General features: G+C 54.2%; 23 protein-coding genes. 8 read left to right on the forward strand and 15 right to left on the reverse strand.

Annotation, left to right across the window (positions count from 1 at the left end; all coding sequences use genetic code 11):
* Positions 1-21: 21 nt before the first annotated feature.
* A complete protein-coding gene (locus AC4ED1_RS09190; RefSeq protein ID WP_490937851.1) occupies positions 22-2,118 on the forward strand; it encodes a transglycosylase domain-containing protein in 2,097 nt (698 codons plus the stop codon).
* Positions 2,119-2,224: 106 nt separating this feature from the next.
* Positions 2,225-3,412: a pyridoxal phosphate-dependent aminotransferase gene (locus tag AC4ED1_RS09195; RefSeq protein WP_490937852.1), complete on the forward strand. Its 1,188-nt coding sequence runs from the start codon at positions 2,225-2,227 to the stop codon at positions 3,410-3,412.
* Positions 3,413-3,498: 86 nt separating this feature from the next.
* Here AC4ED1_RS09195 and AC4ED1_RS09200 read toward each other — a convergent pair whose 3' ends face one another.
* Positions 3,499-3,729, reverse strand: coding sequence for a hypothetical protein (locus AC4ED1_RS09200; protein ID WP_490937854.1), 231 nt, complete (start codon positions 3,727-3,729; stop codon positions 3,499-3,501).
* Between the two features lie 105 nt (positions 3,730-3,834).
* Here AC4ED1_RS09200 and AC4ED1_RS09205 point away from each other — a divergent pair, with 105 nt between their 5' ends.
* Together AC4ED1_RS09205 and AC4ED1_RS09210 are read left to right on the forward strand one after the other, a co-directional pair.
* A complete protein-coding gene (locus AC4ED1_RS09205; protein ID WP_490937856.1) occupies positions 3,835-4,563 on the forward strand; it encodes an SIR2 family NAD-dependent protein deacylase in 729 nt (242 codons plus the stop codon).
* A gap of 80 nt (positions 4,564-4,643) precedes the next feature.
* Positions 4,644-4,844: a CDGSH iron-sulfur domain-containing protein gene (locus AC4ED1_RS09210; protein WP_490937858.1), complete on the forward strand. Its 201-nt coding sequence runs from the start codon at positions 4,644-4,646 to the stop codon at positions 4,842-4,844.
* Positions 4,845-4,919: 75 nt separating this feature from the next.
* Here AC4ED1_RS09210 and AC4ED1_RS09215 read toward each other — a convergent pair whose 3' ends face one another.
* The 4 genes from AC4ED1_RS09215 to AC4ED1_RS09230 all read right to left on the reverse strand — a co-directional run bounded on the left by AC4ED1_RS09215 (position 4,920) and on the right by AC4ED1_RS09230 (position 8,151).
* Positions 4,920-5,609 (reverse strand): LutC/YkgG family protein, encoded by a 690-nt coding sequence (locus AC4ED1_RS09215; RefSeq protein WP_490937860.1) that lies wholly within the window; start codon positions 5,607-5,609, stop codon positions 4,920-4,922.
* A complete protein-coding gene (locus AC4ED1_RS09220; RefSeq protein ID WP_490937862.1) occupies positions 5,606-7,099 on the reverse strand; it encodes a LutB/LldF family L-lactate oxidation iron-sulfur protein in 1,494 nt (497 codons plus the stop codon). Before AC4ED1_RS09220 ends, AC4ED1_RS09215 begins: the two co-directional genes overlap by 4 nt.
* Entirely contained in the window at positions 7,096-7,836 is a 741-nt protein-coding gene (locus AC4ED1_RS09225; RefSeq protein ID WP_490937864.1) for a (Fe-S)-binding protein, read from the reverse strand. The genes AC4ED1_RS09220 and AC4ED1_RS09225 overlap by 4 nt, the downstream gene beginning before the upstream one ends.
* Before the next feature lie 96 nt (positions 7,837-7,932).
* Complete coding sequence (locus tag AC4ED1_RS09230) at positions 7,933-8,151, reverse strand: hypothetical protein (RefSeq protein ID WP_490937866.1); 219 nt, start codon at positions 8,149-8,151, stop codon at positions 7,933-7,935.
* A gap of 137 nt (positions 8,152-8,288) precedes the next feature.
* On the opposite strand from AC4ED1_RS09230, the gene AC4ED1_RS09235 reads away from it, so the two are divergent.
* The gene (locus AC4ED1_RS09235) at positions 8,289-8,975 is read left to right on the forward strand and encodes a hypothetical protein (protein WP_490937868.1); all 687 of its coding nucleotides are present in this window, start codon (positions 8,289-8,291) and stop codon (positions 8,973-8,975) included.
* 37 nt (positions 8,976-9,012) lie between these two features.
* Here AC4ED1_RS09235 and AC4ED1_RS09240 read toward each other — a convergent pair whose 3' ends face one another.
* Positions 9,013-9,429 (reverse strand): hypothetical protein, encoded by a 417-nt coding sequence (locus tag AC4ED1_RS09240; RefSeq protein WP_490937870.1) that lies wholly within the window; start codon positions 9,427-9,429, stop codon positions 9,013-9,015.
* 329 nt (positions 9,430-9,758) lie between these two features.
* Here AC4ED1_RS09240 and AC4ED1_RS09245 point away from each other — a divergent pair, with 329 nt between their 5' ends.
* The 3 genes from AC4ED1_RS09245 (at position 9,759) to aceA (ending at position 12,260) form a co-directional block, all read left to right on the forward strand.
* Positions 9,759-10,187 carry a cell wall hydrolase gene (locus AC4ED1_RS09245; RefSeq protein WP_490937872.1) on the forward strand — a complete coding sequence of 143 codons (429 nt, stop codon included), beginning with the start codon at positions 9,759-9,761 and terminating at the stop codon, positions 10,185-10,187.
* A 130-nt stretch (positions 10,188-10,317) separates the two neighbouring features.
* Positions 10,318-10,761 (forward strand): spore coat protein GerQ, encoded by a 444-nt coding sequence (gene gerQ, locus AC4ED1_RS09250; RefSeq protein WP_490937922.1) that lies wholly within the window; start codon positions 10,318-10,320, stop codon positions 10,759-10,761.
* Between the two features lie 218 nt (positions 10,762-10,979).
* Positions 10,980-12,260 (forward strand): isocitrate lyase, encoded by a 1,281-nt coding sequence (aceA, locus tag AC4ED1_RS09255; RefSeq protein ID WP_490937874.1) that lies wholly within the window; start codon positions 10,980-10,982, stop codon positions 12,258-12,260.
* Between the two features lie 206 nt (positions 12,261-12,466).
* On the opposite strand, the gene AC4ED1_RS09260 is transcribed toward aceA, so the two are convergent.
* The 9 genes from AC4ED1_RS09260 to AC4ED1_RS09300 form a co-directional block, all read right to left on the reverse strand.
* Positions 12,467-12,988 carry a DUF2062 domain-containing protein gene (locus AC4ED1_RS09260; protein WP_490937876.1) on the reverse strand — a complete coding sequence of 174 codons (522 nt, stop codon included), beginning with the start codon at positions 12,986-12,988 and terminating at the stop codon, positions 12,467-12,469.
* A gap of 90 nt (positions 12,989-13,078) precedes the next feature.
* Positions 13,079-13,948 carry a methyl-accepting chemotaxis protein gene (locus tag AC4ED1_RS09265; protein WP_490937878.1) on the reverse strand — a complete coding sequence of 290 codons (870 nt, stop codon included), beginning with the start codon at positions 13,946-13,948 and terminating at the stop codon, positions 13,079-13,081.
* Between the two features lie 173 nt (positions 13,949-14,121).
* Complete coding sequence (locus AC4ED1_RS09270) at positions 14,122-15,123, reverse strand: aldo/keto reductase (protein ID WP_490937880.1); 1,002 nt, start codon at positions 15,121-15,123, stop codon at positions 14,122-14,124.
* Between the two features lie 59 nt (positions 15,124-15,182).
* Entirely contained in the window at positions 15,183-16,040 is an 858-nt protein-coding gene (locus AC4ED1_RS09275; RefSeq protein ID WP_490937882.1) for a sulfurtransferase, read from the reverse strand.
* 111 nt (positions 16,041-16,151) lie between these two features.
* On the reverse strand, positions 16,152-19,094 hold the full coding sequence (locus AC4ED1_RS09280) for a bifunctional diguanylate cyclase/phosphodiesterase (protein ID WP_490937884.1): 2,943 nt from the start codon (positions 19,092-19,094) through the stop codon (positions 16,152-16,154).
* A 139-nt stretch (positions 19,095-19,233) separates the two neighbouring features.
* Positions 19,234-19,440: an alpha/beta-type small acid-soluble spore protein gene (locus tag AC4ED1_RS09285; RefSeq protein WP_490937885.1), complete on the reverse strand. Its 207-nt coding sequence runs from the start codon at positions 19,438-19,440 to the stop codon at positions 19,234-19,236.
* A 94-nt stretch (positions 19,441-19,534) separates the two neighbouring features.
* Complete coding sequence (locus AC4ED1_RS09290) at positions 19,535-19,876, reverse strand: spore coat protein (RefSeq protein ID WP_490937924.1); 342 nt, start codon at positions 19,874-19,876, stop codon at positions 19,535-19,537.
* Positions 19,877-20,310: 434 nt separating this feature from the next.
* Positions 20,311-21,918, reverse strand: a complete 1,608-nt coding sequence (locus tag AC4ED1_RS09295; protein ID WP_490937886.1) for a gamma-glutamyltransferase family protein — start codon at positions 21,916-21,918, stop codon at positions 20,311-20,313.
* A 45-nt stretch (positions 21,919-21,963) separates the two neighbouring features.
* Positions 21,964-22,680, reverse strand: a complete 717-nt coding sequence (locus AC4ED1_RS09300; protein WP_490937888.1) for a sensor histidine kinase — start codon at positions 22,678-22,680, stop codon at positions 21,964-21,966.
* Between the last annotated feature and the right edge of the window lie 247 nt (positions 22,681-22,927).

Raw genomic sequence — 22,927 nt, forward strand, 5'->3', positions numbered from 1 at the left:
TCCGCCAAGGAGCGTGGTACGATGTCCGACAAACCGAATCTGGCGGAAGACGCCTGGACGGGGAGCAAAACGGCCCAACCTGTCGTCCCTTACGACCGCTCCCGCCGCAAAAAGGTGCTTCTGCTGAAACTGAGCCTGTTCTTTTTCACCGTAGCCTTTCTTTCCGGCTTCCTTTTTTACCTGTACGTGCGGTTCGCGCCGTTGCCGGACAGCGATCTGAACACCCAGTCGCGAATCGTCGCGGTGGACGGCACACCGGTCGCGGGTCTTCTCAACAATGGCCAAAACCGGATCCGGGTAAGCATCCGGGACATCCCGCAGGATCTGCAAAATGCGACCATTGCCATCGAGGATGCCCAATTTTACGAACACGGCGGTTTCAATCTGCGCGGAATCGCACGGGCGATCTATGTGGACCTGAAAAGTGGGGAACTCGTGGAAGGCGGTTCCTCCATCACCCAGCAGTTGGCGAAGGTCCTGTTTTTATCCCATGACCGGACGTTTTCCCGAAAGCTTCAGGAGCTTTTGCTGACCCTGAAGCTGGAAACCCGTTTTTCAAAACAGGAGATTCTGGAAAATTACCTGAATGTGATCTATTACGGCTATGGGGCAAACGGCGTCGGCAGCGCGGCCAAAATCTACTTCAACAAAAACGCATCCGAGCTGAATCTGGCCGAATCCGCGATGCTGGCGGGAATCCCGAAGGGACCGGCCTATTATTCGCCGTTTAGCGACATGAACAAAGCGAAGGAACGGCAGTGGCAAGTGCTGCAGGCGATGGTGCGCAACGGCTACATCACGCAGGAACAGGCGGAGGCGGCTTACCGGCAGAAACTGATCTTTGCGGAGAAAAAAGACATCCAGAACGGCACCGCCCCCTACTTCACGCGATACGCTGCGTGGTCGGCGATTCATCAGCACGGCGTACCGGAGGACGAGCTGTACCGCGGCGGGCTAACCCTGCAAACGACCCTTGATCTGAATCTGCAAAAAGCGGCCGAAGCGGCCATCGAAAAATACCTGCCGGCAAGCCCCGGACTGCAGGCGGCGCTGATCGCGATGGACCCGCAAACGGGTCAGATCAAAGCGATGGTCGGCGGCAAAGATTTCAGCCAATCGTCTTTCAACCGCGTACTGGCGAAGCGGCAACCCGGTTCCTCCTTTAAGCCGTTCGTCTATCTGACGGCCCTTGAAAACGGAGCAACACCGGTCAAAATGGTGAAAAGCGAACCGACCACCTTCACCTACGACCGGGACAAAACCTATGCGGTCAAAAACTTCAACGATCAATATTCGTACGATTATATCGGCATGCGCGAAGCGATCAAAAAATCGGACAATGTGTACGCGGTATCCACGATTATGGAAGTGACACCCCAGAAAGTGATCGACACGGCCCGCCGCCTGGGCATTGAAAGCGAGCTGAAACCGTATCCGTCGCTGGCCCTGGGGGTGTTTCCCGTTTCCCCCTTGGAAATGGCCCGGGCCTACTCGGCGTTCGCCAATGGGGGAATTCTAGTGGAACCGGTGGCGATTCGACAGGTAACCAACGCTTACGGCCGCGAGATTTATCCGCGTTCAACCGAAGCGCGACAGGTAGCCGACCCGCAAAGCGTGTTCATCCTCACCGACATGATGAAAAGCGTGTTTGAGCCTGGCGGAACCGCCTACCGCGCCGCATCCTCGGTTGCAGACCGGGTCGTCGCGGGAAAAACGGGCTCGACCGACACGGATGCCTGGATGGTCGGCTTTTCGCCCAATCTGGTGGCCGTTGTCTGGGTCGGATACGACAAAAACCAATTTTTGAACACCCGCGAATCCTACGCGGCAGCCCAGATCTGGGGAGAATTCATGAAGACGGGGCTCGCGGACGCGCCAGCCAGCGATTTTGCCCGCCCGGAAGGACTGCTGGAACTGAACATCGATCCCGCCACGGGCCAATTGGCAACAAAGAATTGCCCGCGGGTGCAGCGCGAATTTTTCAAAATCGGCACCGAACCCGTCCAGGAATGTACCCTGCATTCGGCAGTCGGCGGCGATAAGGAAAAAAATGCATCCGCACCGGGCGAGTCAAACATCAAAAAATTCTGGAAGTGGTTTCGCGGCGGTTCCGGCTGAGACCGGCCAAAACTGACTGTTGACGCCCGCATGTCCTTGGCGTATCGTAAGAAAATAAAGTCCTTATAGGCTTGCGACGGTACAAGAGGGAGATGGAGGAATCAACATGGCGTTTGGATTATCCGACCGGGTCAAAGGGATTGCACCTTCACCGACCCTTTCCATTGACGCGAAGACAAAACAACTGGTGGCGGAAGGTCGCGATATCATCAATCTCAGCGTGGGCGAACCGGATTTCGGCACACCCCAGCCCGCTTGCGACGCGGGGATTTCCGCCATCAAAGAAGGGTTTACGAAATATACGGCCGTTCCGGGAATCAACGAACTGCGCAAAGCGATCGCCAAAAAGCTGAAAGAGGAGAACGGCCTCGATTACGACATGGACGACATCATCGTCTCCAACGGCGCCAAACATTCCCTGTTTAACGCGTTCATGGCGCTGTGCAATCCGGGAGACGAAGTGATTTTGCCGGCTCCTTACTGGGTCAGTTATCCGGAGATGATCCGCTTGACCGGCGCCGAACCGGTCGTCATCCCCACGGACGAATCGACCGGTTTCAAAGTTACGCCCGAAATGCTCAAACAAGCGATCACTCCCAAAACGAAGGCGTTGCTGCTCAACTCGCCCAGCAATCCGACCGGGGCCGTCTATACTCCCGAAGAACTGAAAGCGTTGGCGGAAGTGATCGAACAGCATGAATTCTACGTGATCTCCGACGAGATCTACGAGAAAATGGTCTACGGCGTCGAGCAGATCTCCATCGCTTCCGTTTCGGCAGGAATGAAGCAGCGGACACTGGTCGTCAACGGTTTCTCGAAGGCGTTCGCCATGACCGGCTGGCGCGTCGGGTACATTGCGGCGGATCGGGCGCTGGTGAAAGCGATGACAAGTTTTCAAAGCCAAACCACGTCAAATCCGGTCTCGATTTCGCAAAAAGCGGCTGTTAAAGCTTTGGAATGTTTTGACCCGCAGACAATCGAAACGTTCCGCCGTCGCCTTGACTACGTGATGAAACGGCTTGACGAAATGCCGCTGATCAGGTGCATCCGGCCGCAGGGCGCATTTTACGTCTTCCCCAATGTGGCGGATATTTTCGGCAGGTCGCATGAGGGCACCAGGATCGATTCGGCCAACACCTTCGCCACCCTGCTGCTGGAACGTGCCAATATCGCTCTCGTTCCCGGCGAAGGATTCGGCGCTCCCAACAATATCCGAATTTCATACGCGGTGTCCGACGATAACCTTGCGAAAGCAATGGACCGCCTGGCAGGCTTTCTGAAAGAAATCCGGTGACCGCATTCAACCGGCAAATCTGCAAATGATAACTTTTCCACACGCAAAGCACGCCTTGATTTCGGGGCGTGTTTTTTATCACCCGATTACCGGGGTCTTCTGAAGACTGCGATATTTGAGCGGATGGCAACCACACGAAACCCATTTTGCAACAGGCAAACAATAGCCCGTCTCAGCGATGCCCCCGCTGCCAGAAAAGGGATGCAGGGTGAAGCGCTTCCCAATATGCAGAAATCGAGAATCTCCAGTTTTTTGGCTACGCGGTTTCTCCTGAAGTTCAGGACCGCAACATCCGGCGTGCGGGTCGTACGCGGCATTTCCCACATCTCCTTATTAAAAAAGCCATTTACTTTTGGACAGGTATCTTTTCAATCGCGTGGAATTTTATTCTATGTGGTTTTTCTTTTCGGGAGTGAATGACGATGTCAAAACATTCGAATGTTTCCCGACTTGCCAAATGGTTACGAGAATCGGATTACACGGCGGTTCTCACAGGAGCAGGGATGTCGACAGAGAGCGGCGTTCCCGATTTTCGGTCAAAGACCGGCTGGTGGCGAAGCATCGATCCCCGCACCGTGGCGACCGTTGAGGCTTTAAACGATAATTACTCTCTTTTTCACGAATTTTACAGCATGCGCATCAAAGCGTTACATACGATCCGCCCCCATCGGGGGCATTACCTCCTGGCGGAGTGGCAACGTCAGGGGCTGATTGACTGCATCGCTACCCAGAACGTGGACGGATTGCACCAATTGGCCGGTAATACAGGGGTCCTTGAATTGCACGGTTCGATTTATGCGATCCGTTGCAATACCTGCCAAACACCCTCTAATATCGAAAACTTCCTGGAGAAACGCCCCTGTGCGAATTGCGGCGGCCGTTTGCGGCCCGGCGTCGTCCTGTTTGGCGAAGCGCTTCCCGAACGGGTTTGGAGCGAAGCGATCGACAACATGGTCAAAGCGGAACTGGTTTTGGTGATTGGCACCAGTTTGCAAGTATACCCGGTCAACCAGCTGCCGGCTATGGCAGGCGGCAAAATCGCCCTCATCAACCATGAAGAGACTGACATGGACCCTATTTTCGACCTCGTCCTCCACGGCAAAGCAGGCGAAGTGCTTGAGGCGTTGATGAATTGCATTGACATACTTTAAAAAATATAGTATATTTCGTATATATAGATGAATCTATAGACGCATCCAGAATTTCAATTTTTTTGAGGGAGGAAGTAAGTATGTCAGAGGTCGTAATTAAAAAATTGGATCATGGTCCGCTGGTGGTGAATGGCCCGGTACGTCTTGAAGATGGCAAAGGAAACGCCTATGAGGTGAAAGATCCCATCTATCTCTGCCGTTGCGGCGCTTCGAAAAACAAACCTTTCTGCGACGGTGCCCACAAAGCGGCCGGCTTCAGCGACGATTCTCAAGCAAAATAACACGATTCTCAAGTAAAACAATGGTCTAAATAAAGTCCCGGAAATCGTTTTTTCCGGGGCTTTGCCATAAACTCCTTAATTGATAATCAACGCATACACTTTTTTCGGGCCGTGTACCCCGATCGACAGATCGTTCTCGATATCGGCGCTCCGGGACGGACCGGTGATAAAGTTAATCCCTGCCGGCAGCGCGTTTTGCCGGTTCATTTCATCGATTCTGACCATCACTTCTCCTATCCGCGTCACCAGCTGTTCAGCGCGGAACACCGAGATGTGAACCGGCGGCAAAAGGCTTACGGAACGGGCTTTTCCGCGGGAAGAGAACAGGCACAACGTTCCGGTGTCGGCAACCGCGTAATCGACCCAAGTGATCCCCGCTTCCGCATCGTTGGCAATTTCCTTCATGGAGCGGTGTTCACCGCGTCCCCACACTTCGATCGTCCGACCGTCCTGCCGCAGCGCCTCATCGATCCCGAGACCCTCCAATTCGGGATGATCCCACCGGATCAGGCGGTTGAGGTTTTCCTCCCGAATCCACCGCATCAGCGCCGCGACAGCGTCCTGATCGGAATGGACGACTTCCGCTACGCCGGTCAGCGCTCGCCAGCTTTCGCAGAAACGCTCGATCTTCTCCTCCCGCGACAATTTGAACTGCCGCCAAAAATCGGGCGGCCCCACCACATCCCGCTTCGGCTTTTCCGTGAGCGGTTTTGCCCGTCCCAGCCGGGTCGCGATTCTCTGCAAAAACGCTTGTTCCTTATTCATCCGCCTTGCCTCCCTTTCTCCCGGGGGAGCCCCCGCGCCGGTTGCCGTTCTTCGCCGGAATGTGCAGCGCCGCCCAGTTCGTCGGAAATGCGGCTCCACTGTTCGCGGAACGTTTGTTTCGCCGGTGACGGGAAATGGCGGGCAAGCGTCCACCCCATCATGTTGAGCGGCCCTTTTTCGATAAAGCCGTCCTTCGCCATAAAGGGAACCATCAACTGCGCCGCTTTCATCGACAACCGGTAGCGGCCCGCTTTCGCGAACGCGCCGCTCCACGCTTTAAACGCCATCCGTTCCCAGCCGGGAGTCAAGCCCATTTTGACTTTGCGCGCCCGCAGATGCACGAGCATGTCGTGCAGCGGAATTTTCACCGGACAAGCGTCGGTGCACGCTGCGCACAGACTGGACGCGTACGGCAGATCGCCCCATGTTTGCATATCATCCCTCAGCAGCGGTGTAAGGACGGCACCGATCGGCCCCGGATAGACATCCCCGTATGCGTGGCCGCCGATCTGACGGTACACGGGACAAACGTTCAAACAAGCGCCGCAGCGGATGCATTTCAGCACTTCCTGGAACTCTTCATCGCCGAGGATCTTGTGCCGCCCGTTATCGACGATGATCAAATGGAACTCCTGCGCACCGTCCAGATCGCCTTCCTGCCGCGCTCCGTTGATCACCGACACATAGGTGGTGATCTTCTGTCCGGTCGCGCTGCGGGGCAGCAGATTCACAAAGGTTTCCAGGTCTTCAAACGACGGCAGCAACCGCTCCATCCCCATGAACGCCACATGCACGGGCGGCAGCGTCGTCACCATCCGCCCGTTTCCTTCGTTGGTAAACATCACGATCGAACCCGATTCGGCAATCGCAAAGTTGCAGCCCGACACGCCGATGTCCGCTTCGAGAAACTCTTTGCGCAGTTGGCGGCGTGCAAACGCGGTCAAGGTCGGGGTGTCCTCCGTCAATTTTTCGCCGCCGATTTCGGAAAATTTCTCCGCGATTTGATGGCGGTTTTTGTGAATTGCCGGCACAATGATATGCGACGGTGCCTCGCCGAACAGCTGAATGATATATTCGCCAAGGTCGCTCTCTACCACTTTGACGCCAATGTCTTCAAGGGCTTTGTTCAGGTGCACCTCTTCCGACACCATCGATTTTGACTTGAGCACGCTCTTTGCGTTTTTCTCCTTTACGATCCCCATGAAAATCGCAACCGCTTCCTCCGCCGTGTCGGCGATATGGACATGGCCGCCCCGCTTTTTGACGTTTTCGATCAACTGACCGAGGTAATAATCGAGATGCTGGATGACATGATTGCGAATACGGCTGCCCTGTTTCCGCCACTCTTCCCAGTTGCCGAGCGTCTCGCTTGCGGTCAGCTTGCCGCTTTCCAGACGGTCGGTCGTCTTCTTGACCGCCTCGATCAGCGTCTCATTCGCGATGGCATGCCGCATCCGCTCTCTTAACGACATTGCCGGTTTTACGCTCATGTCCGCACCCCTTCCCGCATGCCTTCCCACAGGAGTTCCGCCACGTGCATCACACGAACCGGCGCACCTTCAAACCGCAAACGCCCGCCGATATTCATAAGGCATCCCAGATCCGTTCCGACCAGGATTTCCGCTTCCGTTTCCTGCACGTGTTGCGCTTTCTCCGCAACCATCGCGCCCGACACCTCATGCATTTTCACCGCAAACGTACCCCCGAACCCGCAGCAATCCTCCGCAAAAGGCAGATCGACCAGTTCCAGTCCCCGTACATTGCGCAACAACTGTAAAGGCTCGTGCTTGACGCCCATTATGCGCATCGCATGGCAAGACGGATGATACGTCACTTTCGCTTTCAAGCTCGCCCCGAGATCCGTTTTGCCCAGCACGTTGACAATAAATTGCGTCAATTCGTGCGTCTTTCGCACAAACTTGCGTGCCCGGTCCTCCCACTTCGGATCCCCTTCAAACAACAGCGGATAGTAGTGATGAATCATGCCGACGCAGGAGCCGGACGGCCCTATGACATATTCGCTGTCCGCAAACGCCTCGATCATCGTCTTCGCGACATTCCGCGCTTCATCCCAATATCCCGAGTTGAAAGCCGGCTGTCCGCAGCAAGTTTGTCCCTCCGGAAAATCGATCTCCACACCCAACCGGTCCAGCAGGCGCACGGTGCTCTCACCGACATGCGGATAGAACGAATCCGCCAGGCACGTAATAAACAGAGATGCCTTCATATCTGCACCAACCCTTCGAGAGTCTATCTGTCACCTGCATTCTATTATACTCGATTCGGAAGAGGTAGGGAGACCTGATCTATAAAAAATTATCGTTCAGCATTCTTCACTACCTTCCAAATTGCCTTCACCATCGGAAAATTTCCCGTCGTTGACGATTGCGATCAGTCCCGCTCTGTCCAGCTCGTCCAGCACCTCAAACAGATTTTCCCGTTTTGAGTCAGGCAGGCTTGACACGAAACGGTTGATCTCTTCCGCGCTTGCTTTTTTCAGAAAATGAACGCCTCCGTGTTTGCTGTAGAAGGATTGCACCATCAACATCACCCCAACCAGGAATCTTTCATTTTAATATGCCCAATCCGGAGAATTCTACACACTTTGGCGCCTTCCGCTCCATACGATGATAAGAGGGCGACCCTCTACCGGTTCCCTTTGCGACAGGAGGTGCCATCGTGAACCAACAGCCACCAACGGCCAGACCGAAACGAACTGTGAACGCGGTGCTTGCCGCAGACAAGAAAAGTACAAACGCAACGCGCAAAAAAACGGCGGGGCGGAAAGCGATCCCCGCACCCAAAAACGCCGCTCCGCCCGCCACGCGGTTACCTTCCAATCTGTTGTCGATTTCCAGTCTCAGCCAATTGAGCGCCTTGTGCAAACAATGCATTAAATATTTGCAGCAGGCGGATATCTGGCTTGACACTTTATACCGGGCTTCCAACACGTTAAACGAAACCGGGCTGTTGAAAAAGATCATGCAGACAAAAGGAAAGGGTTTATCGACGGGAGATCTGGCGGGGTTGCTGCTGGCGTTTATGAACACTCCACTGGCGGACCAATTTTTCAAGGGAGGCGCTTCCGACAACGCCCAAAGCCAGGAAACGGCCAAATCCGCTCCGTCCGCGCAAGCGCCGACAGAAACGCAGTTGCCTTCGCCGTCTTTGCCCGTTCCGCAGAGACAGAATTCCGGATCTCCGGTGGGCCCCGGCGCTCCCGGCCTTGCTCCCCCCCAGCCACAGCCATGGCCCGCTCCAATGCCCGGATACGGCCCCCCGCCGCAATATCCGAACGCTTACCCGCCGTTTCCCGGTTACGCTTACCCGCCGGCGGTCGGACACAATCCTTGGCATAACGGGTAAGGAAAAAAAGACTGCGAATTGGTCGCAGCCTTTTTTGTTACTTGATAAATTTGTTGAACTCGTTCAGCGAGTTCGGATCGATCTTACCCTGCCCGTATTTTTTCAAAATCTGTTCGGGGGCCTGGGGTTCGCCGCCTTTGGTGGCGTCCTTGTAAGCTTTCATAAACTGATCGAGCCGCTCTTCACTGACGGGCAATTTGAATTGGGCAGCCAGTTTCCGGGCAAGATCTTTCACTTTCTCCGCATCTTTCCATTCCTCTGGCTTTGTATTTTTCACCTGATTCAGAACGTCAAGCAGCCCGCCCTTGTTCGCTTGTTTCATCCTCTCTTTCAAAACCTCCATCGCGTTGGCTGGCGGAGTCGTTTGTTCCTTCGCGGTTTCGGCGGTTTTTTGCTGTTGCGGCGCTTTCTGCCGCGACGTCTTGCCGGTGTCTTTGCGCGACTTTTTTGCCACGATTCGCCCTCCTGTCCTTTAGGTTCTTAGGGTATCAATACATAGTACACTTGCTGCCGCGGATTCGACCCTTGCATCCGCCCAGGCCGGCAAAAAACGCCTTGCCGCAACAGGCAGACACGCAACCGTCAAGACACTGGTCGTTTTTGCAGAAATCGCAAGTTCGGCATGGTTTTCGGGCCGGTGCTGGCCGGCGAAGATTTTTCCGTGAAAACATCCCGCCTAAAAAATGGGCTCTTCTCACACGCGCCGGTTCGGATTGGGCAAGTTCCCATTTTCCGGTCCGAAAATACATTGATATTGTAGCCTGCAACAGGGAAGGTGAAGATATGGCCGTTGTTCGGGCACCCATTGAACATGTCAGACTGCTGGCGCGGCTGATGCGGGCGGAAGCGGAAGGTGAAGGAAAACTGGGGATGCTGATGGTCGGCAATGTCGGAGTGAACCGGGTGATTGCGGACTGTCTGGATTTCAAACGGATTCGCAACCTCCGGGACATGGTGTTTCAACGCCCCGGCGGCTTTGAAGCGGTAACCAAAGGCTATTTTTATCAAAAGGCGCGGGAGCAGGACATGCACCTTGCCCGCCGTGTGATCCGGGGCGAGAGATTCCATCCGGCAACCTATGCGTTGTGGTTTTTTGACCCCAGGCCCCGCATATGTCCCGCCCGCTGGTTCGGGCAGCGGCATACAGGGCGGTACAAAGTCCACTGCTTTTATGCCCCCAATGAAAGAGATTGTCCCAGGGTCTATCGGTAGCCCAGAGGATGCGGACGGACAGAAAACCGATTTTTAACCGATCTTGAAGAGTAAGGAGTGAATGGTATTGTATTACTGGAGTCCCGATGTCAGGCAGGTATATCCCTATTCCCCTTATTATCAGTATGGCATGATGATGCCCCAGGCGGGCATGACGCAACCCGGTTTGACGCCGACCAAAATGGGGCAGCCGGGAGCCGCACAGCCAACCGTCCCGATCCCGAGCGGTTCGGTTGTCCAACTGCCGATGGCACCCGCTGCACCGCCCTTGCCGACCGCCGAAGAATCCTATGTCGAAAACATTCTCCGCTTCAACCGGGGCAAAATCGGCACTTTCCGCTTTACATTTGAAAACAACCCCCAGTGGAACGCGGTGGAAATCCGTGGAAGAATCGAAACCGCGGGGCGCGACCATATCATTCTCAGCGATCCGCGAACCGGCAAACGCTACCTGATGCAGATGGTAAACTTCGATTACGCGGAATTCGACGAACCCCTCGCTTACATCCCGCCGTACATTCCACCCGTTCTGCAACAGGAACTCACAACGGGAACCGCCGAGGGCCGGGAATGACGCGCGGCAATTAAAATACCGGAAAATCGGTCAAGACTGGGCCTGAAGTCTTGGCCTTTTTTATTGTTTTCTGCCGATTGCCGAATTTCACCAAAAAATCCCGATAGAGAATTTTAAAAAAAGTCTTGTAACGAAAAAACATCTGTGTTATAGTACACACATAAACATCTCGCTGTTATATAATACACCGAGAGATATATCGAGGAGGAGAGAAACTTATGACACGGGAAGAGCAAATTCGTCAACTCGAAGAGAGTTGGAAAGCGGACCGCTGGAAAGGCATCGAACGCCCTTATACGGCTGAAGATGTGGTTCGGCTCCGCGGTTCTGTTCAGATCGAACACACTCTCGCCCGTCTCGGGGCAGAGCGTTTGTGGAACCTGCTGCATACGGAACACCACGTGCATGCGCTTGGCGCGTTGACCGGTAACCAGGCGGTTCAACAAGTCAAGGCCGGATTGAAAGCGATTTACCTGAGCGGTTGGCAGGTGGCAGCAGACGCAAACCTGGCAGGCCAAATGTATCCGGATCAAAGTTTGTATCCCGCAAACAGCGTGCCGCATGTTGTAAAGCGGATCAATCAAGCGTTGCAGCGTGCTGACCAGATCCAACATTCGGAAGGAAAAGGGGACATCTACTGGTTCGCGCCGATCGTGGCTGATGCGGAAGCCGGATTTGGCGGCCCGTTGAACGTGTTCGAACTGATGAAAGCGATGATTGAAGCGGGCGCTGCCGGCGTACACTTCGAAGACCAGCTCGCGGCCGAGAAAAAATGCGGTCACATGGGCGGCAAAGTGTTAATTCCGACGCAATCCGCAATCCGCAATCTGGTAGCCGCTCGTCTCGCGGCCGACGTCATGGGGGTTCCGACGATTTTGATCGCACGGACCGACGCCAACGCAGCAAACCTGTTAACGAGTGATATCGATCCGCGTGACCAGGAATTCCTCACCGGCGAACGTACAACCGAAGGCTTCTTCCGTGTCAGAGCCGGACTTGATCAGGCAATCGCACGCGGACTCGCATATGCGCCTTACGCCGATCTGATCTGGTGCGAAACTTCCGAACCGAACCTCGATGAGGCGAGACGCTTCGCGGAAGCGATCCATGCGAAATTCCCGGGCAAACTGCTCGCTTACAACTGCTCGCCGTCCTTCAACTGGAAGAAAAAGCTCGATGACGCAACAATTGAGAAGTTCCAGTACGAGCTCGGCGAAATGGGATACAAGTTCCAATTCGTTACCCTGGCAGGGTTCCATGCCCTCAACTACAGCATGTTCGAACTGGCACGCGGGTACAGGGATCGCGGCATGGCTGCCTACTCCGAGTTGCAACAAGCGGAATTCGCCGCCGAAGTTCACGGTTACACCGCTACCAGACATCAGCGTGAAGTGGGTACCGGCTACTTCGACGATGTAGCTCAGGTTATCGCAGGCGGTACGTCCTCCACCACTGCCCTCACCGGTTCCACCGAAGAGGAGCAGTTCCAAACTGTATAGATCTTTTAGGCACGGAAACGGCATCTTTTGGGTTCCTTCCCCCTCTGGGCCCGAAAGGTGCCGTTTTCCTGCCAAATAAAAAAAGCAGCGCTTGACTCAGCGCTGCCAAACGGTCTTCAGCCGTTCCCCGAAAACGGCTCGCCCCGGGATTCGCCCGTCTCGGCATCCGTTTGATTTGTCAGCCGAACATCAGTGGCAGAATCCGTTCACGAAGGAGAATCGCCGTTTTGCACTTGCAGAAACTTGCGGCTTGTCACCCTTGCCGCCCGGCGTTTGCGGTTCGCTTCATACAGGTAGTAAGCGAGGGGATATGTCAATGCACCCAATGCAATCGAAATCAGCGTCATTCCGATAATCGTTTTGAGCTGAAGGTTTAAAAACCCCGCGAGCCACTCCGGGAACCACGCTGGCATACTCACCGGAAACGGGAGCAACAGGTCGCCGAGCCACTTTCCCGTCACCAAGAGCGGAATCGGGAGAAAAGTCAGCTTTGCGACAACATGCCCGATGACAGCAGCCGGAAATGACCCACGCGCGATTCGGACCAACGGGTAAAAAACCACATAGACCAGCATCGCGGTTGAAATGACAAGAAACTCGATACCAAAACCAATGGCAAAGCCTGTTGCCACTTTTCTGGCACCGCCGGGAGACCGCAGAAGTTTTAGGTACTGCAACTTCATGGCTCGTCCGAGCCGTTTCAAACCGGATGTCACAGATTTTGCCATCGAAAAAACCCCTTAACCACAAGATCTTCTATCTATTTATAGAATAATCTCCCGCGGCCTTTTTTTAAATACCCAATGATTGAAACTCTTTTACTCGTGTTTCATCTTTTCCAGCAGTTCAGCCATTGCGTTTTCAATCGAAACGATACGGCCCGTTGCGGACTGCAGCGCGGCCGATTGTTCCCGCGTCACTTCCTTATTCTCTTTCACCTTTTCGGCAATCGTCGAAAAGATGTTTTGAATTTCCTGCAAAATTTCGCCGATATTTCTAACCGATTCTTCACTTGATACGGCGAGCTTCCGGACCTCATTGGCCACGACGGCAAACCCGCGGCCGGCCTCCCCGACACGCGCCGCCTCGATTGCCGCGTTTAAGCCGATTATATTGCTTTGAGACGCGATATTTTTGATCGCCTGCAGCACCTGTTCAATGTTTTTGACTTTCTCAATCGATCCGGCGGTTGTTTCATACGTCATCTGACTGGCGTTTGCAATTTGTTGGGCACCGGCCGTCACTTCCTCCACAGTGGCGACAATGTCCTGCAGGTCGTTGCCGATCCTCCCGATCGTTTCGCCAAGTTCCCGCAACACTTCCTGATTGTGCAGCCACAATTGGACGGTGCGGACCGCAATCCCCGCCAAGGGGCGGACGATTGTCGGATCTCCCGCAATTCCCAGATTGGCGATGCGAACTCCCTTATAAGGAATTGGAAGATTGACGCCTGCAAGAACCCCTTCCAGCCGTTCCGCCTCTTCGACGGTGACGATCCCCTCCTTCAATTCCCCGTCCATCACCTTCTTCGCAACAGCGTGGAAGGTGCCGATCCGATTTTTGTTTGTCGAGGCAAAAATAATCCCGTCACGATCCATTATGCTCACCGGATGGCCCGATTCTTCCCGTAGCATGTCGCAAATTCGCTGCGCAAACTCTTGTGTAAGCAAAGATCTTACCTCTTCCATCGCTCGTCGTCCTCCCTAAAGGTCAGGTGACCTGATAATCAACCATTTCATCATAAGTAGTTCGGTCTGCCATCGTTTTACACCTGCCGGACATAGCCGCTTCCCGCAAAAAAATAAAGAGCAGATCCATTTTCCGCTCTTTATTCGAATCGGGGGCAAATTTGCTTACCCTCTCACTTACTTACTTGCGTGCGGGAAGGCGGACCGAATTTTTCGGGTTTCGGTACAGGGTCGGTGACGGTTTCCCGAATAATCTGTTCAACCCGCTTTAAATCGTCAGCAGACAATTCCCAACCGATCACGCCCGGCACCTCCGCAAGCTGACCCGGCCGACGGGCGCCCCACAGCGCTACGCTGACCCCCGGCTGCTGAAGAACCCAGCGGATGGCGAGCTGCATGACGCTTTTTTCTTTTTCGGCCGCCAGTGCTTTTAGCTTCTCGACAGCCGCAAGGTATTGCCGGAAGCGATCTCCCTTAAACATCGGGTTATGATGACGAAGATCATTTTCCGGGAATGTCGATTCCGCCGTAAACTTCCCGGTCAATAACCCGTGAGCCAGCGGGCCCCACACCAGGGTTCCGATGTTATTTTTGTCACAGTAGTCAAAAGTATCCAGCCAGTACTGTTGGAACAGGTTCAACTGCGGCTGGTTGCTGTGCAGCGGCGCGACTTTCCGCCACAGGTCCATCTGCTCGGGGCTGTAGTTGCTGACCCCGATCGCCCGGATTTTGCCTTGCTCGTACAGGCGAAGCAAAGTTTCCGCCGTGTCTTCGATGGGAGTTTCCGGGTCCGGCCAGTGTACCTGGTAGAGATCGATGTAATCCGTCCGCAGGCGTTTCAGGCTGTCATCGATTTCTTTACGAATTCGCTCCCGCGACGAGTTTCGGAATACCCGCTGCTTGTCGTCCCATTCCAGACCCAATTTTGTGGCAAGGATCACCCGGTCCCGCTTGCCGTACTCCGCAACGGCACGCCCGACAATCTCTTCCGACAAACCAAAGCCGTACACCGGTGCCGTATCAATCAGAGTAATCCCCAAATCAAGGGCCTGATGGATCGTGCGAACCGCCTGCGCCTCATCGGTTCCCCCCCACATCCATCCGCCCATCGCCCACGTCCCCAGCCCGATGCGGGAGGCTTTGAGGGAAGATGTTCCGAGCGTTATGTAGTCCATTTGAGTCCCTCCTTCACTCTAACCATTCGCCCCTCCAAACGCAGCTCACTTGGCCATGCTTACTTGCGATCCCTCTCCGTCTCAATCGGGTTGCCGGGATAGGTGATCCAGTCGCTCCAACTGCCCGCGTACAATTTGACGTTGCTGTAGCCGGCTTCCTTCAAAGCCAGAATATTGGGGCAAGCGGTGACACCGGAACCGCAATATACAATCACTTCCTTCCCCGGATCAATCCCCTTAAAGCGCTGCTTCTGTTCTGCGGGAGACTTCCACACCCCCTGCTCATCCACACCGTCTTTCCAAAAATAATTCAAAGCGCCCGGTATGTGGCCCGCCACCTTGTCGATCGGCTCTTCCAGCCCGCGGTAGCGCTTCTCCTCGCGGGAATCGATAAGAACCGTTTCCTCTTTTCCCAGCTTCGCTTTCACCGCTTCCATCCCGACCAGCATGCCATCCTGCACTTGCGATTTGAACGTCCTCGGCTGTGCCGACGGCACCTCCGCCGTCACCGGGTATCCCTTCGCTTTCCACTGCGAGAAACCGCCGTCCATCACATACGCTTCCCGGTGTCCCAAATATTGCAGCAGCCACCACAAACGGGACGCCATCGCTCCGCCCTGGTCGTCATAAGCCACCGCCTTGACGTTTTCACCGATCCCGATCCCGCCCAATTTGCGGGCAAATTCGCCGACATCCGGCAGGGGATGCCTGCCGCCGTGCGTTTGTTTCGGACCGGACATATCCTGTTCCAGATCGAGATAAAAAGCGCCCGGAATGTGCCCGGTCCTATACGCTTCCCTGCCGGCTGCGGGCTCCCCCAACACAAACCGGCAATCGATGATGCGCACTTGCGGGTTCACCTGTCCGTCCCGGATTTGTTCTTTTACCCATTCCATGCTGACGAGATACTTGGCCATTGTCGTTTCACGCTCCGTTTTTTAAAAAAACTTTCTGCCACTAAAATACTTCTCTGCCCGCCCCGCGAATCCTCCGCTTTGCAAAAACGTCCGGATCAAAACCCGGTCGTCTTATAAACCGGGGGCAGCATCGATCGGGAGCGTAAATTCCCTTCCATCCACTAACAGTTTTTCTATCTCCTGCGGGGGCAACGGCCGGCTGAACAGATACCCTTGCATCATGTCGCACTGCACACCCCGCAAATACCGGGCCTGATCAACGGTTTCCACGCCTTCCGCCGTGACTTTCAGCTTCAAACTCTGGGCCAACGCGATAATCGCTCGTGCAATCGTTTCGTTGTCCGGATCGGACATGATATCCCGCACAAACGTCTGGTCAATTTTTAACGCGTCGATCGGCAACCGCTTCAGATAGCTCAACGAGGAATACCCGGTGCCGAAATCGTCGATCGAAATTTGAATCCCCATCGTTCTCAACTGCTGCAGCCTCACCACCGTGTCCTCCGAATTTTGCATAATGCTCTCGGTCATCTCCAGCTTTAACCAACACGGGTCAAGACCTGTCTCGTCCAGTATGCGGGCAACCCGCTCAACCAGATCCTGCTGCAAAAACTGCCGGGCGGAAAAATTGACCGACATCAGGATCGGCGGATATCCCGCTTCTTGCCAGGCTTTGTTCTGGGCGCAGGCGGTGCGCAGCACCCATTCTCCAATCGGGATGATCAACCCGGTCTCCTCCGCAACAGGAATGAACTCCGCAGGAGAAATGTTCCCCATCGCCGGATGGTTCCAGCGCAGCAGCGCTTCCACCCCCACGATCGCCATGCTGTTTGCGTCAACCAACGGTTGATAGACAAGTGTGAATTCGTTCCGTTCCAGCGCCTTGCGCATCGAATTTTCAAGGGTGAGACGCCGAAAAGCCATCACTTTCATTTTTGGAGTGAAGATTTGATAGTTGTTTTTTCCCTGTTCCTTCGCGCGATACATGGCGGTATCCGCGTTTTTGACCAGGCTTTCGATATTGTCCCCGTCCGTGGGGTACATACTGATGCCGATACTTGTTGTGATAAAAAGCTCATGTCCCTGAATCACAAAAGGCCGTTCAAAATCGTTGATAATCTTTCGGGCGACATCAGCCGCTTCTTCCACATTTGCAATTCCGGGCAACATGATAATAAATTCATCTCCCGCCAAACGGGCGACAACGTCCCGTTCCCGCAAACATCCCTTGAGCCGTTCCGCCACCCCGCACAGCAACTGATCGCCAAGGGAGTGGCCCAGCGTGTCGTTGATATTTTTGAAGCGGTCCAAATCCAAAAACAATACCGCCAACAACTCTCCGTTTTGGATCGCTTCCGACAATGCGGCAGAAAGGTGCCTGTTAAAAGCCAGCCGGTTCGGCAGACCGGTCAGGAAGTCATAATATGCCTGATACCGGATTTGTTCCTCGTATCTTTTGCGTTCGGTGATATCGCGGATAAACACTTGCGCCGCCGGCTTTCCGCCAAACGAGAAAGGGATCGTGATCATTTCAACGTCGATCACTTGTCCGTCAAGCCGGACCAGTTTTTCGACCACCAAACCGCTGCTGCTGCTGTCACTCCGGTTTTTCCTCACGCGCTGTTCCGCTTTTTCCCTGTCTTCCGGCAGGACAAAATCGTACACAAACCGTCCGATCAGGTCTTCCGGCTTTTCCGCACCGAACATTTTGGCACCCGCTTCGTTTATCAGAACGATGGTTTCCTCACAATATATGGCGATCGTTTCAGGGCAGGATTCGACCAGGCGGCGATAGCGTTCCTCGTTTTCTTTCAGCGCTTCGTTGGTCATTTGCAGTTCTTCCGTCGTAACGTTGACCAGATTGACCAATGCCTTTAGATCATCCAGCAGTTCCGCTTCCCGCTGGCAAAAAACAGCCGGAATTTGCATGCAATACTGTTTCGCGGACGGACTTTCCGCCAGCATCAATACGGACATCGTCTGATTCAACAATGCATTCCCGTGTTCAAAATGGAAAAATTCCCCGCTAGTGAAAAAACCGACCGTGGGGGCCATCGTTTGCAGCGGAGCGAGTTCGGCCCCAATTCTGTCCGTCATAAATCGGCTGCGGGAAGCACAGGAAAAAATAAAAATCGATTCGGCCGGCTTGTTGCTGATAACCGTCGAGGTATGGAACGAGGGACTGAACATCAACCCGGCGTTTCCATACGCAAACCGCACGTTGTCACCCTCATAGAAGTTTCCGGTGAACGTAAGAGATCCGTCCGAATGGATCGCCAGGCAGGTGCGTGCGACGGGATGGCCGTTTTTATAAGCGACAAGGAGAAACAAGCCCGACCCCGGCAGTTTTTCGATGATGTCTTCGCCCAGATACTTTTTGTACACTTCGACGGCCGGTTGCCGGTCGATCTCGTACACCCGGTTTTGTTCGGCTTTTGTCACCGTCATCGTTTTCCCGATGCCGGTCCAATCAAAATGGCAATGCGTGTTCACAATCAGATCGTCGCTGTTTAACGCAACCCCGACAACTCCGCTTCCAATAATCTCCTTTTCCGTAAAAATAAAGCTGTGTTGCCGGTCAGTCCGGGAGGCAACCACCCCTCCCGCTACGACGACACGCGGATTGACCGATTCCACGCCTTTTAGCAGATTCTCTCCGTTAACAGCTTGACTGTCCGCAAATAAAATCAGGGCTTTCGTTTTTTCTCCGATCAGTCGCCTTGCAACGGTTTGTCCGACTGCAAAGCTGCCTTGTTCCCCGCCGTGCGGAACAGCCGCGGAAAACAACTCCGTTTTTGCAAACTGGGTAAATGACAATACCGTACCGTTTGTCAAAACGGTTCCGTTTACGATCTTACCGTCCGTCGTGGCCCCGATAATCGCGGCTTTCGGCAGCAACCGCAGCAGATTTTCGCAAAGTCCGGCAATCCACTCCGGATCCCCTTGTTCGGTAAAAATTTGGATGAGGACACAATCGTCGGCTTTCATTCCGCTCCGTTCGAGGGCCTCCCGCAGATCAAGGCCTTCATGGTACAACGTGTTCCAAGTTTTCATTGTTTCCCCTCGTTCAAAGGTGTTACTCTTATTATCTAACAAGATCGCAAGAGACGACAAGCTTTGCCAAAGATGTGCCAAGCTGTATTCTGCCAAAAAAATTTGGGCCCCCGGAGAGGGGGCCGTTTTATCGGTGAAGTTATTGTGCGCGACCGGACAACGCTTGTTCTGCAAATTTCACGAGGCGTTTCGTAATTTCCCCACCTACTGAACCATTTGCACGGGAAGTCTGGTCGGCGCCAAGCTGAACGCCAAACTCCTGAGCGATTTCGTACTTCATTTGCTCCAGCGCTTTGGCGGCTCCTTGCGCCACATAGTTATTATTGTTTCTGCTTCTTTCCGGCATGTTTCATCTCTCCTTTCAGGGGTGTATCTATAAAATGTGCCGGACAAAAGCAGGTTATGACCGGTAAATCTTGTATGGAATCAATGGTATGGAATCAATGCACTTGATAAGGGAATTGGCTTGAGTAATTGCTGAATTGTTGATACACCTTGCTGATTTTTTGCTGTTCTTCCGCCTCAAGCGCATACCAGCCTTTCTGGAACATTTTATTGAAAATGTCCCGCTGGCAACGGTGTGTCTCGACAAGGCAACTCAGCATCGTCTGATACAGCGAGTCGTGGCTGGCTTCGCGCACCGCCACATTGAAGCTGTCGGTCAGATATTTTTCCGTCGCCAACACATCGTTGATCCGGTCGCGATCGTCCATTTCCGGTCCTTTGACCGCGGGCGCATTGGCAGGTTTCGGATTTTGAATGCGGTCTGATTGCGGCTGCATGTACTGTTGTGGCAGCTGTTGGTTCATTTGCTGCCCCGTGACGGATGGCTGCTGAGCGGCTTGCGGCATGTTGGCCATGGCTTGCGCGTTGTTGGTTTGGCAGTGTTGCAGAAGCATGTTGTAGTGCCGCTGATGGATTTGTCCCGCTTGATCGAGCGCCTGCCGGACGTCAGGATCCTGGCACTCTTGCGCGAAGTGGGCGCATTTTTTCATGGCGAGCAGCGTCCATGACATCGCATCTTTTAAATACAGCAGGTCCTTAGTGGTAATTACTGCCGGCGGCGTCATCATCTTCGGCTGTTGTCCGGCTTGCTGGAATGATCCCATTTGCTGCTGCATCGGAACGTCTCCTTTCAAATAAAATGGTCTGGATTGCCATGCATAGTTTGCCCAGTTTCCAGTGGGTCATCCACGGTATCCTTTGTTATTTTTGCCTACCAGGCCGCCACTTGTCCGTCCGTCCGGGACTCGGTTCCGCCGACAAGGACGCCGCTTTCAAGTCTTTGAATGATTTGCCCGCGGCCAAATCCGCCAGAATCAATTGCCCATTTTACATCGTGTCCCATCCGAGCGAGCGATTCCGCGATATGAGCCGGTGTTGCATGCTCAAGTTCCACCGTTTTTCCCTCGATCCACTGCCACCGTGGTGCATCCAGAGCCGCTTGCGGGTTCAGCCGGAAGTCAACCGTATTCATCACCACTTGCACGTGCCCCTGCGGCTGCATAAAAGCGCCCATCACGCCAAAGGGTCCCAGCGGCTGGCCGTCCTTTGTCAGGAAACCGGGGATGATCGTGTGATACGGTTTTTTCCCGGGTTCCAAAGCATTATCGTGTGCCGGGTCCAGCATGAAGTTATGTCCCCGGTTGTGCAGCGCGATTCCGGTGCCCGGCACCACCAATCCCGATCCAAATCCCATGTAGTTGCTCTGAATGAACGACACCATGTTGCCTTCGCCGTCCGCCGTGCACAGATACACGGTTCCGCCGCAACAGGGGCGGCCCGGCTCCGGCTGAAGTGCTTTTTTTCCAATTAATCGCCTGCGGTCTTCCGCATATCCGTCCGACAGCAGGTCTTCCACCCGCACCGACATCCTGCGCGGATCCGCAATGTATTTTTTCCCATCCGCATAAGCGAGCTTCAGCGCTTCGATCTGCTTGTGGTACGTATCCGCCGCATTGCGTTCGGAGAATTCAAAGCCTTTCAAAATATTCAGCGCCATCAAAGCCACCAGCCCGTGCCCGTTTGGCGGAATCTCCCACACGTCATACCCGCGGTACCGGATATGAATCGGATCGACCCATTCGGGCCGGAACGCCGCCAAGTCCCCGATTCTGAGGAAGCCCCCGTATTTTTGGGAAAAATGGTCGATCGTCTCGGCCAAATCCCCACGGTAAAACGATTCCGCATCGGTTTCGGCGATGGATTGCAGCGTTCTCGCATGATCGGCTGAGCGCCAGATCTCGCCGATCTTCGGCGCCCTGCCCGCCGGTGCAAACGTCTCAAACCAACCTTTAAACTCTTCGCCCCTGAGTTGTTCTTTGTATGTGTTGAAAGCCCTTTCCCAATTCAGTCCCACAATCGGACTGACCGGATAGCCATTTTCCGCATACTCGATGGCCGGCCGCAACGTTTCGGTGAGCGGGAATCTGCCAAACCGGGCCGCGAGTTCCGCCCATGCGGCGGGAGCACCCGGAACAGTCACGGGAATGAAACCGTATTTGGGGATCTCGCTAAGCCCGGCCTTGTTTAATTTTCCGATTGAGATCGCCTGCGGTGCCGGTCCGCTTGCATTCAAACCGTGCAGCTTTCCTTGCGCCCATGCCAGCGCAAACGCGTCGCCGCCGATGCCGTTTGACACGGGTTCCACCACCGTCAGGGCGGCAGCAGCCGCAATCGCCGCATCGATCGCGTTCCCGCCTTTTTTTAGCATCGCAAGTCCTGCCTGAGCGGCAAGCGGCTGCGAGGCGGCTACCATCCCGTTTTTCGCGTATACGCACATTCTGCGGGACGCAAAAGGGTAGTGCAACGGATCCCAATTCATCCTTTTCCCTTCCTTCAGTTGTGTTGCCAGTTTGGTTCCGTTCGTTTAGAACTTGAATCTGGCTATCAGCGCTTGCATTTCTTCCGCCATCTTCGACAGGGAAGCGGCGGAGGCTGTGATTTCCTGCATGGAAGCCAATTGTTCTTCGGCAGCCGCCGAAACGGTCTGGGTTCCCGCAGCCGTCGTTTCCGTTACCTCCGATATTTCTTCCATTGCACCTACGACCTGTTTGCTGCGTTCCGACATCTGCCGGGAGGCTTCCGAAACTTCTTTAATTTGCTCGACAACGGCGCTAACCGACTCGCGAATCTGCTCGAACGACTTGCCGGCTGTGTTGACCGCGCCGATTCCGCCCGCCACCTCTTTCGTGGCGGCTTGCATCGAATGAACCGCTTTTCCGGTCTCTTGCTGGATGTTGCCGATCAACTGCGCGATTTGTTGGGCGTTGAAACTGGCACCCAATTGTCCGATCTCGTCATTCGATTTGATTTCCATGCGTTCTCCGAGATCTCCCTGCCCGATTTTTTCGGATGCATCCAGCAGCCGTTCCAATGGAAGGCTGATCGACCGGATCATTACGTACACGAGTATTCCGCCCAGCGCCAAAGCGATACCGACCACGACCAGTGTTTTGTTGAAAATCGGGGCAGCTTCTTTGGCGATTTCGGCGGTATACATGGTACCGGCAATCTTCCAGCCGGTTAATTTCTTTTTGACGCCGTCGTTCAGCAGCTTGCGCATGATCGCCTTGAGCAAGTTCATTGATGAGATCCTCCATTCGCAAGTGTGTCCACTATACAACTTGATTTCAAAAAAATTCAATTGTGTATAGCGCCCCCTTGTGAATGCCCACATAACCCCCGGATAAAACGTTCCGCTATCCGCTATTTAAACTGTAATACTCACCTCCTCTAACATTAATATCTTTTTTATTATTAACCTTTTCTTTTCATATTTTAAATAGTGTTCGATTTAAAAAGATCTCCGTACGGAAAAAGCACCCGCTTTC

The organism is Effusibacillus sp. SKA8 (assembly GCF_058273125.1).

Bases quoted from the DNA above. Each gene is read 5' to 3' on its own strand.
- AC4ED1_RS09190 (WP_490937851.1), top strand. From the start codon at position 22: ATGTCCGACAAACCGAATCTGGCGGAAGACGCCTGGACGGGGAGCAAA.
- AC4ED1_RS09195 (WP_490937852.1), top strand. From the start codon at position 2,225: ATGGCGTTTGGATTATCCGACCGGGTCAAAGGGATTGCACCTTCACCG.
- AC4ED1_RS09200 (WP_490937854.1), bottom strand. From the start codon at position 3,729: ATGCCGCGTACGACCCGCACGCCGGATGTTGCGGTCCTGAACTTCAGG.
- AC4ED1_RS09205 (WP_490937856.1), top strand. From the start codon at position 3,835: ATGTCAAAACATTCGAATGTTTCCCGACTTGCCAAATGGTTACGAGAA.
- AC4ED1_RS09210 (WP_490937858.1), top strand. From the start codon at position 4,644: ATGTCAGAGGTCGTAATTAAAAAATTGGATCATGGTCCGCTGGTGGTG.
- AC4ED1_RS09215 (WP_490937860.1), bottom strand. From the start codon at position 5,609: ATGAATAAGGAACAAGCGTTTTTGCAGAGAATCGCGACCCGGCTGGGA.
- AC4ED1_RS09220 (WP_490937862.1), bottom strand. From the start codon at position 7,099: ATGAGCGTAAAACCGGCAATGTCGTTAAGAGAGCGGATGCGGCATGCC.
- AC4ED1_RS09225 (WP_490937864.1), bottom strand. From the start codon at position 7,836: ATGAAGGCATCTCTGTTTATTACGTGCCTGGCGGATTCGTTCTATCCG.
- AC4ED1_RS09230 (WP_490937866.1), bottom strand. From the start codon at position 8,151: ATGGTGCAATCCTTCTACAGCAAACACGGAGGCGTTCATTTTCTGAAA.
- AC4ED1_RS09245 (WP_490937872.1), top strand. From the start codon at position 9,759: ATGGCCGTTGTTCGGGCACCCATTGAACATGTCAGACTGCTGGCGCGG.
- gerQ (WP_490937922.1), top strand. From the start codon at position 10,318: ATGATGATGCCCCAGGCGGGCATGACGCAACCCGGTTTGACGCCGACC.
- aceA (WP_490937874.1), top strand. From the start codon at position 10,980: ATGACACGGGAAGAGCAAATTCGTCAACTCGAAGAGAGTTGGAAAGCG.
- AC4ED1_RS09260 (WP_490937876.1), bottom strand. From the start codon at position 12,988: ATGGCAAAATCTGTGACATCCGGTTTGAAACGGCTCGGACGAGCCATG.
- AC4ED1_RS09265 (WP_490937878.1), bottom strand. From the start codon at position 13,948: ATGGAAGAGGTAAGATCTTTGCTTACACAAGAGTTTGCGCAGCGAATT.
- AC4ED1_RS09270 (WP_490937880.1), bottom strand. From the start codon at position 15,123: ATGGACTACATAACGCTCGGAACATCTTCCCTCAAAGCCTCCCGCATC.
- AC4ED1_RS09275 (WP_490937882.1), bottom strand. From the start codon at position 16,040: ATGGCCAAGTATCTCGTCAGCATGGAATGGGTAAAAGAACAAATCCGG.
- AC4ED1_RS09280 (WP_490937884.1), bottom strand. From the start codon at position 19,094: ATGAAAACTTGGAACACGTTGTACCATGAAGGCCTTGATCTGCGGGAG.
- AC4ED1_RS09285 (WP_490937885.1), bottom strand. From the start codon at position 19,440: ATGCCGGAAAGAAGCAGAAACAATAATAACTATGTGGCGCAAGGAGCC.
- AC4ED1_RS09290 (WP_490937924.1), bottom strand. From the start codon at position 19,876: ATGCAGCCGCAATCAGACCGCATTCAAAATCCGAAACCTGCCAATGCG.
- AC4ED1_RS09295 (WP_490937886.1), bottom strand. From the start codon at position 21,918: ATGAATTGGGATCCGTTGCACTACCCTTTTGCGTCCCGCAGAATGTGC.
- AC4ED1_RS09300 (WP_490937888.1), bottom strand. From the start codon at position 22,680: ATGAACTTGCTCAAGGCGATCATGCGCAAGCTGCTGAACGACGGCGTC.